This is a genomic window from Spirulina subsalsa CS-330 (assembly GCF_028330765.1).
GTDB lineage: Bacteria > Cyanobacteriota > Cyanobacteriia > Cyanobacteriales > Spirulinaceae > Spirulina > Spirulina subsalsa_A.
In genome coordinates this window covers 1-7,161 of record NZ_JAQMTY010000249.1, presented here as the reverse complement: position 1 = coordinate 7,161, position 7,161 = coordinate 1, and the positions used below count along the sequence as shown (strand labels likewise).

General features: G+C 49.3%; 9 protein-coding genes. 7 read left to right on the top strand and 2 right to left on the bottom strand.

What is annotated here, in order from left to right:
- Positions 1 to 57: 57 nt before the first annotated feature.
- Positions 58 to 939 (bottom strand): alpha/beta fold hydrolase, encoded by an 882-nt coding sequence (locus PN477_RS17250; RefSeq protein ID WP_272121176.1) that lies wholly within the window; start codon positions 937 to 939, stop codon positions 58 to 60.
- Between the two features lie 58 nt (positions 940 to 997).
- On the opposite strand from PN477_RS17250, the gene PN477_RS17245 reads away from it, so the two are divergent.
- From PN477_RS17245 to PN477_RS17215, 7 genes are all read left to right on the top strand, one after another.
- Entirely contained in the window at positions 998 to 1,666 is a 669-nt protein-coding gene (locus PN477_RS17245; protein ID WP_272121174.1) for a methyltransferase domain-containing protein, read from the top strand.
- Positions 1,667 to 2,022: 356 nt separating this feature from the next.
- Positions 2,023 to 3,123, top strand: a complete 1,101-nt coding sequence (locus PN477_RS17240) for a mechanosensitive ion channel family protein (RefSeq protein WP_272121172.1) — start codon at positions 2,023 to 2,025, stop codon at positions 3,121 to 3,123.
- 3 nt (positions 3,124 to 3,126) lie between these two features.
- The gene (locus tag PN477_RS17235) at positions 3,127 to 4,239 is read left to right on the top strand and encodes a mechanosensitive ion channel family protein (protein ID WP_272121170.1); all 1,113 of its coding nucleotides are present in this window, start codon (positions 3,127 to 3,129) and stop codon (positions 4,237 to 4,239) included.
- 97 nt (positions 4,240 to 4,336) lie between these two features.
- On the top strand, positions 4,337 to 4,477 hold the full coding sequence (locus PN477_RS17230) for a type II toxin-antitoxin system ParD family antitoxin (protein WP_272147498.1): 141 nt from the start codon (positions 4,337 to 4,339) through the stop codon (positions 4,475 to 4,477).
- Between the two features lie 284 nt (positions 4,478 to 4,761).
- A complete protein-coding gene (locus tag PN477_RS17225) occupies positions 4,762 to 5,010 on the top strand; it encodes a type II toxin-antitoxin system Phd/YefM family antitoxin (RefSeq protein WP_272121168.1) in 249 nt (82 codons plus the stop codon).
- Positions 5,007 to 5,264 (top strand): Txe/YoeB family addiction module toxin, encoded by a 258-nt coding sequence (locus PN477_RS17220; protein WP_272121166.1) that lies wholly within the window; start codon positions 5,007 to 5,009, stop codon positions 5,262 to 5,264. Before PN477_RS17225 ends, PN477_RS17220 begins: the two co-directional genes overlap by 4 nt.
- A gap of 540 nt (positions 5,265 to 5,804) precedes the next feature.
- The gene (locus PN477_RS17215; RefSeq protein WP_272121164.1) at positions 5,805 to 6,707 is read left to right on the top strand and encodes a hypothetical protein; all 903 of its coding nucleotides are present in this window, start codon (positions 5,805 to 5,807) and stop codon (positions 6,705 to 6,707) included.
- Positions 6,708 to 6,780: 73 nt separating this feature from the next.
- Here PN477_RS17215 and PN477_RS17210 read toward each other — a convergent pair whose 3' ends face one another.
- Positions 6,781 to 7,002: a hypothetical protein gene (locus PN477_RS17210; RefSeq protein WP_272121162.1), complete on the bottom strand. Its 222-nt coding sequence runs from the start codon at positions 7,000 to 7,002 to the stop codon at positions 6,781 to 6,783.
- Positions 7,003 to 7,161: the final 159 nt, after the last annotated feature.

Here is a 7,161-nt window from a genome sequence, read left to right as displayed (position 1 = left end):
CCCCCCCCCCCCCCCCCCCCCCCCCCCCCCCGCCCACCGTCAAGATACCCCGCCGGCTTAGTGCGGGGGGCATTGTGTCGCGAGCCAATCAAGGATGAGGGGATTGACGCGATCGGGGGCTTCGTCGTGGGGACAGTGGCCCGCGTTAGGGATGGGGTGAAAGGTAATGGTGGGTTGATCTTGATAGAGTTTGGAACCGCTGATCGGTGTCCAGGGGTCGGCTTCGCCCCAGAGAACGAGGAGGGGTTGCTGGATTTGGGGCAAGAGTTCGGCGGGACTAGGGCCGGGGGGGGCGGTGAGAACGGAGGCGAAGACCTGTTGCGCACCGCGATCGCAGGAGGGTTGATAGAGCAGTTCAACGAGATCATCGGTGACGGCGGCGCGATCGCAATACACCTGATACAGCGTATTTTTAATCCGTCGTTTTTGGCGCACCTGATTAAACAGAAACGGCCCCGTCAGTGGTGAACTAACGAATTTCGTAAATAACCCCATCACCAACCGCAGCGGCGGATTGAGTTCATCGGGGCGGTGGTTCAAGCCCCCGGCACAGTTGAGCAAAATTCCCCCTTGGGTCAGTTCGGGATAGTCCGCCATCACCATTAAACTCAACAGCCCGCCGATGGAATTGCCCACCATCACCATCGGGCGCTGAATTTTGGCCGCCCAAAAGTCTTTAATCTGCTCCACCCAAAGCTCAACGGTGTAATCAAGGGCGGGCTTATCCGAACCGCCAAAGCCCAATAAATCCAAGGCATAGACCTGATACCCCGCCGCTGCTAATACCGGGATATTGTGCCGCCAATGGCCAAGAGATGCGCCGAAGCCATGCACGAGGAGGAGGGGTTCGCCCGTGCCTGTGACGGTGTAGGAAATGCGGTGATCCTGCCATTGCCAGGTTTGGGGGGTCAGCAGGGAGGGCGGTGGTGTTGTTACCATTTTTAAGTAAAGTTTTCTAAAGTTTCGTAACGCTCATCCTATTTTACTGACGATCGCTATGTTAATGCCGGAACAACGCACCAAACTCGACCCCACCGATGATGCTCTGTTTTACGATCTTCCCCGGTTTGTCACCCATGTGGACGATCCGTTCATCGCTCGGTTAACGGAACTGTATCGCGATCGCCTCACCCCCAAGAGCCGCATTCTTGACTTGATGAGCAGTTGGGTGTCGCACCTACCCGACGATGTGGCGTTTTCCCATGTGGAAGGCCACGGCCTCAACGCGGCAGAATTGGCAAAAAATCCGCGCTTGGATCATTACATTGTCCAAAATCTCAACGACAACCCGGTGCTGCCTTACGCGGATGGGGAATTTGCCGCCGTTTTAAATTGCGTGTCGGTGCAATATTTGCAATACCCCGATCGCATCTTTGCCGAAGTGGCGCGGGTGTTGCAGCCGGGCGGCATTGTGATCATTAGTTTCTCCAATCGGATGTTTTATCAAAAAGCGATCGCCGCCTGGCGCGAGGGTAGCGAATCGAGCCGCGTCCAACTCGTGCAACGCTACATCCGCGCCATCCCCGACTTCACCGACCCGGAAGTGATCACCCATGTCGCCGCCGCTCCTGCCCTGCTGCAACTGCTGGGCATGGGCGGATCTGATCCCTTTTACGCCGTTGTGGCCACGAAGCGATCGCCCAAAATCCATCGCGAGGGAGAGTGAAATTCACCCAAAACCCTTACTTTGATAGATGCAACGCTCCCCACCGTTGCCCTAAAACAGGCGTAACTGGCTTCAAACCATGGCAGCAAGACGGGTCAGGTCTTCCCAAAATCAAAAATCATCTAATGTCGCAGCGTCTGATGAGATGATAATGCCATCTCCTCAGTTGTCGAGCTGGTTGACTGACTTGATAGCCCTCACCCCCAACCCCTCTCCCAGAGGGCGAGGGGAGCCGATCCATTTTTCCAGTTCCCTCTCCCCTAGGGAGAGGGCTAGGGTGAGGGCTTTCCGGGATCTGGCTAATTTTGTCAGTCAACCAGATTGCCGAGTCTCTGCTCCCTTTTTTCCTTGTCGCTATGGATGCTACTGCTCCCACTGAATTAACGATCCCCACGGCACTCTTAACGAAAGTTTTGATTGGGGTCGGTGCGAGTTTGGGGGTTGTTTTGTTGATTCTGTTGGTGCGATCGCTCGTGAACCAACTGCTCCAACGCCTCCCCCGTCAAACCACCGCCATTTATCAACAACTCATCGCCCCCGACTTGCTCCTCGTCCTGCTCATGACCCTGTTGGGCGTGGGAGATGTCACCTTGGTGTATATTCCCCTTAACTATTGGTGGTGGCTCGGTGAAACCGCCTTGGGGTTTGTCTTTGGCACGTTATTAATTATTTTTGGATTTCGCTTTTTTCGTCGTCTGTTTGATGAATATCTCCTCGATAATGCGATCCAAAGTCAGCGCAAAGTGAATAGTGAAGTGCTGAATGTGACGAAAGCGATCGCGAATCTCTTACTCGTTGTCATTGTTGTGATTATCTTCGCCCAAGTGCATCGGGTGAACATTGTCGGACTGCTGGCCAGTTTAGGGGTTGGGGGGTTAGCGATCGCCTTCGCCGCCCAGAAAACCCTAGAGCAAATCCTCGGCGGCATCGTCCTTTATTTAGATCGTCCCTTTGTCGTAGATGACTACATTGGTTTGCCCGATGGTACGTTTGGCCGGGTGGAATCCGTCGGGCTGCGATCGACCAAAATCCGCACCTCCGGCAAAGGAACCCTCGTCATCGTCCCCAACAGTTCCCTCGCATCCGCCAACATCGAAAACTTCACCGGAGCCAAAAAAGTCATTTCCCTCTTCTATCTCACCGTCAATCGTCAGATTGAAGACTCCGAAAAAGCCTTTGTCCGTCAGATCATCCTCAACAGCACCCAAGACATTCTCGGCATCGATCCCCGCAGCACCGAAGTCTCATTTCGGGACTTAATCGAGCAGAATATTCCCATCAAAACCCAAGTCCAAATCAACTTTTTTATCCTAGGTTCCGGGGATGTGTCCATGGATTTACGCCGTCAAGTGCTCGATATGGCCAAGCAAAATGTGACGCGCCAACTCACGGACTACGGTATTAAATTTTCCCTAGAAGAACGCACCATTAATGTTGATTCTCCTATTACGATTTGATCTATGGACTTCACGCAACTATCCCCCATTATTCGCCAAATCATCCAATGGCTAGATCAGCATCAATTGCTTAATGCCATTGTCTTTCTCAGTTTTTTCGTCATTGCGATCGTTATTGGCCGCTACAGTCCCACCGTCGTTCGACTCATTACCTATCGATTCGCCCCCCAACAGGGACGGGATATTTACGATCGCTGGATTGATCCGATTCGCCAAGAAATTCGCGTCACCGGCACATTACTACTGATTAATATTTCCCTAACGTGGTTAATTGCCTACGGGGGCATCTATGATTTTGTTCGCCCCATTATGGAACTGAGTGTAACCATTAGCCTCGCCTGGCTGATTTCGCGCTTGGTTCACCTCTTTTTGCAGGTTTATGGTATCGCTTTTGTTCAAAAAATGGGGCTTGATCCCGATGAATTGATTCTCCCCTTTGAATCGGTGCTTAATGTGATGATTGGTTTGATTGCTGCGATCGCCTACGCCCAAAGCCAAGATATTAACCTCATCGGTCTCGTCGCCAGTTTAGGGGTTGCCGCCACCGCCGTCGGTTTCGCCGCCCAAAGTGCCCTATCACAAATCATCGGAACCATCGTTCTCTACCTCGATCGCCCCTACGTCAAAGGCGAATATATCCGCCTCCCCAATGGTCTATTTGGCCGCGTCGAATCGATCGGACTACGCTCCACTAAAATCCGCACCCCCGCCAAAAACACCCTCGTCATCGTCCCCAATTCATCCATGGCCGATGCAGAAATCGAAAACATCACACGGGGTAAAAAGGTGATGGTTTTGCTTTACCTCAACTTTTTGAACAGCTTACAAGTGCAAGAAAAAGCCTTAGTTGAGCAAGTCATTAAAGAAAGCACCGATGCATTAGTCGGCATCGATCCCGGTAGCACTCGGATTCAACTCCTAGACACCGACGAACAGGATAAAAGTCGCGCTCGGGTCACCTTCTTCATTCTCGGCTCTAGTGAAAACTCCATTCAACTCCGCAAACGCCTATTAGAATTAGCCAATGAAACCATTTCCAAACGATTAGCCGAATACGGTCTCGACTTCACAACCCCCGATCCCACCATCTACGTTGATTCTCCCGTCACTCTCTAACCATGCGCCGTTTTACCATAGGGAACCCGTTCATCTGGGTTTGGTGGTAGCAGGATGGTTATAATTTGGAGCAAGTCTTAATTGTGTCGAGGTGGGTATGGCATTTGTTTTAACTCCAGACCAGGAACAGTTCAGCCCGAGCAAGTTCTCGGGTGGCAAGTATGGTAGTGCGGCTGAGGTTATCGCGGCAGTCCTGCGACTTAAAGCAACATTGCGCCAACTCAAGCAAAATCGTTAATCTAACAATCAAGGTATTGACAAAATCATTATGACTGTTTCGCCTCTTGAACCGATTGACCTCGCTTTACCAGAGGGATTCCTGGAGACTTTAGCCCAATACGCAAAGCAGGAATCTCTCTCTTGATCGCGCCCTGCAAATTGCCCTACACGATTTTTTAACTCGTCAGGGGTATATGAGTGAACCGCGCCAACGGCTACGGATTACCCCAGCATCACAGGGCAGTAGCTTTACGGATACTTCAATTCATCATGATGCTGTGTTCTCTAGAGTTAACTAAATCCATGAATTCATTACCGATTCGTCAGGCTCAAGACAATCTCAACCAATTAGTTGATGAGGTGTCGCAACGTCACAGCCCGGTACTCATCACAGGCTCAACCCATGAGGCGGTGTTGATTTCCAAAGCAGATTGGGATGCAATGCAAGAGTCGCTATATCTCGGTAGCATTCCAAGCTTGGTTGAATCAATTCAGCAAGAAGCAAGTACACCCCTCGAAGATTGTATTGAGCTTGAGAATCTAGACTGGTGACTTGGCGGGTTGTTTTGACAAAGCAGGCGGCGAAGGATGCCAAAAAGCTCGCGTCAGCAGGTCTGAAGCGTAAAGCGCAGAAGCTGCTCAATATTTTGGTACAAAATCCCTATCAACCGCCTTACGAGAAGTTGGTGGGGAATTTGGCGGGCTATTATTCTCGCCGAATCAACCAGCAACACCGTTTGGTGTACGAAGTCCATGAGCAGAAGCGGATTGTGAAGGTTTTGAGGATGTGGACACATTACGAGTGATCGATATTTGTCTTCATATTTACGAAATTTTTCTTTTTGCGTCCTGTAACTGAATAAGCGGCTCTGGGGTTGTGGATGTGCGTTAAATTGATGACGGAGGGTAAGGATTCATGTATCTGAAACGCAGTCACAGCAAGGCTTTCAAAATCGAGGTGAGTTCTAAACTAACAGTTCATTCTCAATAAGTACGTAAGACTAGGGATTACAGCCTTATTTATTGAGAATAACAAAATAGCTGAAACCCATACTGAGCAATGCTTACAGCCAAATTTTCATGACCTGAATGCTTACATAATTGTTAAATTAGGTGACACTTAATCAAGCTTTTTTAATAAAGGTGACACTTAATCAAGCTTTTTTAATAAATTAGATCTATTACAAAAATATCAAGATAGCCTAAGAGCAATGAAGTTTAGAAAGTTATCTTAAATTTTCAGAATTTCTCAGTAGAATATAACTGCTGAACTTTTGAGTTGTCTCAGGCTAAACTACAGCCTATCAAAACAGTTTGTACTGTATGTATTAGTACATGGAGGATGTATGAATATCGAGAAAACCATTAAAACATGGTGGTTGTTGCCTCTGAGTGCGATTGCGATTGGAGCAGGATCAATCGGATTGCAAGCACCTGTTGGTTATGCACAACTGCCAGACCACGGAGCAAATCCTTTATATGGGACTGTACAGTTGGGGGGTGATTTTGCACGAGATCCTCACCGCGTTCAGGTTCAAGCCGGAGGCGGTACTGATACACGCAACTTAGGTCTGCCGAATAGCTGTGTTGGCTTTATTGCCCGTTCCCAACCCGATGCCCGGATCAACTACAGGGCGACTGATTACAAGGTTTTGAGTTTTTATGTCACCTCAAATAGTGACACGACTTTGATTATCAATGGCCCTGATGGACGGTGGTATTGCAATGATGATATGAGTGGTTCAACGGTAAATCCTCGCGTCATTTTTGATTCACCTCGTTCAGGGCAATATGATGTTTGGGTTGGAACCTACGGCACAGCTAAAACAGAATCTGCAAATTTGTATGTCAGTGAACGGGGTAATCCATTGTATGGAAGTCTGTCATTAAATGCTGGCTTTACACCAGATCCTCACCGGGTCAATATTCAAGCTGGAGGCAATACTGATGTACAAACATTTAATGTAGGCTCTAGTTGTGTTGGGTATATTGCCATCGCACAACCGGATCTACGAGTGAATTATCAGGCAGGCCGTTATCAAAATTTAAGCTTTGCTGCAACTGCAAATACTGATACCACTCTTGTTATTCATGGGCCAGATGGACGGTGGTATTGCAATGATGATTTTGAAGGCACTGACCCTAAGGTCATTTTTAACTCTCCTGCTTCGGGACGATACGATATTTGGGTGGGAACCTATGGTCAAGCGAAGGTTGAACCGGCACAAATCCACATCAGTGAGATGTGACCATTGATGCTGCTGGTAGGGACGAAAAAGCTGTAGGGGCGAAAAATTTTTCGCCCCTATGTTTTGCAAGGGTTCAACCCCGGATGACGGTGATTTTTCGGCCTGTGGCGGTGACAGCCTCCTCGCAAGTAGTGCGTTCCTCAATATCCGGCAACCCAGAGCGGCGATCCAAGATCACCAACCACCCCCAATCTAAGCCTAGGACCGCGAGATAACCCTCGATCTGCTCTAACCCTTCTGGTAAAGGATCACGCCGTCCATCTCGCCATACTTTGAGTTCAATGGCGATCGCCACTTTCCCATAACTGCAGATTTGACATACTCCCCCACTAAACCCTACGGGCTATAGTGGGAGATTCTGAACAGCCAGTTACCTGACCATTTATCCACTCAAACAACGAAAGTTGCAGAGGGTTGCTAGGCTCAACGACTCACGCCATTGATTTATCCTGAT